This window comes from Odoribacter sp. N54.MGS-14, assembly GCF_000980295.1.
Classification (GTDB): Bacteria; Bacteroidota; Bacteroidia; order Bacteroidales; family Marinifilaceae; genus Odoribacter; species Odoribacter splanchnicus.
On record NZ_LARL01000140.1, the window covers coordinates 1 to 1,862 of the forward strand.

At 40.9% G+C, this 1,862-nt stretch carries 2 protein-coding genes and 1 tRNA gene; 1 reads left to right on the forward strand and 2 read right to left on the reverse strand.

What is annotated here, in order from left to right; translation table 11 throughout:
* Positions 1–818, reverse strand: an 818-nt coding sequence (locus tag WS42_RS14560; protein ID WP_286728741.1) for a S41 family peptidase, incomplete at its 3' end; no start/stop codon positions are given.
* Between the two features lie 219 nt (positions 819–1,037).
* On the opposite strand from WS42_RS14560, the gene WS42_RS14565 reads away from it, so the two are divergent.
* Positions 1,038–1,110 (forward strand) — tRNA-Lys (locus WS42_RS14565).
* Positions 1,111–1,268: 158 nt separating this feature from the next.
* On the opposite strand, the gene WS42_RS14570 is transcribed toward WS42_RS14565, so the two are convergent.
* A partial coding sequence (locus WS42_RS14570; RefSeq protein ID WP_286728742.1) for an IS256 family transposase occupies positions 1,269–1,862 on the reverse strand: 594 nt, incomplete at its 5' end.

Here is a 1,862-nt window from a genome sequence, read left to right on the forward strand (position 1 = left end):
GTTTCTTTAGAAAGAAGTGTACCTTCTATGGCTTTTTCTTTGGGAACGATCGCACTACACAAGAATGTGGATGCTTCATCATCTCCCCCGTGATTATATCTGAGGTCGAGTACAAGATCGGTGATTCCGGCTTCCTTAAATTCGTTGAATGCTTTTGCGATGCTGGAGTTGAATGTTTTTGAGAAGAGGGTGTACATGAGGTAACCGATTTTGTGATTTCCCAGTTCGAAGAGCTTCGTGATAAGAATGGGGTCCGTGTCCATCTTTCGAGAGGTGATGGTGACGGTTTGTCCCGTGGAACCAATGGCGTTCCCCTCTCGTTTACCTAGGCCCAGTCGTAGCGTTCCGGGTTTGGTAAGCTTGTTGAGATCGTCTTCCGTGAGGTTTTGTGAGTTCAGTTTTACAATGATGTCTCCTCGTTTCAGCTTTTCAGCAGCCGGAGAACCGGGATAGACATATTGGACGACTGCAAAGCATTCTTTGCTGTTTGAAAATTGCCCGTAAGCAAGTCCGTAACCGTAAGTTTCTCCCGTTCCTTCCATTTCGTCTAAAAATTCGTCCACGTCATCTGTGATCAGGGACCATTTGTCCTTGGAGGAAAGAAGAGCCTTGAAATATTCTTTCGGGTCTTTTTCTGATTCCGGTTTAATATCCGGTATTTCGTCATACCACAAGTAGAATGTAGATAAATTGCTCTGAATGAATTGATTCATTCGTGTGGCTAATTCATCGTCTTCCGAGTGATTGTTATCTTTCTCACAGGAAACTAAAAGAGATAGCACAAGGAATAAAGAAAATAGAATTTTTGATGTATTCATGAATGATTTTTTTGTGATTGTTTGGTAAAATAAGTAAAATATACCGACAATTCCTATCTTTTGTCCGAATTTATGGCGAGGAAACGGGAGACTCAATTAAATCATAATGAAGTTTTTACTCTTTTCATGAAAAAAATGCGTGAAAATAATTCGAAATAAATTTGTGAGAGAAACAAAAAGATATACCTTTGCAACCGCAATTGAGAAACACAATTGAAGGATTCAGTAGCTCAGCCGGTAGAGCACAACACTTTTAATGTTGGGGTCCTGGGTTCGAGTCCCAGCTGGATCACGGAAGGCGATTACGAAAGTAGTCGCCTTTTGCGTTGATATGGATTGTTACAATGTTCAGTAAAAATGGGATCAACCGGAAAATCTGTGTTTTTTTCGATAGTGTTTCAAAAAGTGTGTAAATCCTTTCTTTTTTCATCTTTGCAAATCTATTCATTTTTAATAAAATAATCTTGATTCTAAAAAATTATAAATAGGGTATTTATAAATATCCGCGTTTTGAGCCACGGTCCCCATCAGTAGAATGACGGCCTGTGGATTCGGCATGGCCCCTCTCATGTTAATAACCCTCTTATAATCCCTGTTCAGTCTTTCGATCCAGTTCGTGGTATAAATCATTCCCCTGATTTCCCTTTCATATTTGAAGTATGTAAAATAAAACCTGTACCTGTCGTGCTGGTATCTCTTTAGCGGCGGGTAACTCTTTTGCCACCTTTGTATGAACTCCTTAAATACACCGAATGCCTTTTCCGGGGTAATGTCCCATTGGTCAGGAGAGCAGATTTGTTTGAGTTCCTCCATAACCTGTTTCTTATCCCTTGGCTTGACTTTATTCACGATATTCCTTTTCAGATGAACGGTACACAACTGCAGATCCGCTTGGGGAAAAGTATCGGCCAGCGTGTTTTCAATACCGGATAACCCGTCACATACCAACAGGTCCACCACGGCTACACCTCTTTCTTTGAGACCTTCAAAAACATCCTTCCAATTGGTCGCGCTTTCCGTGGGAAAGTTTACCACGGTTAAAAC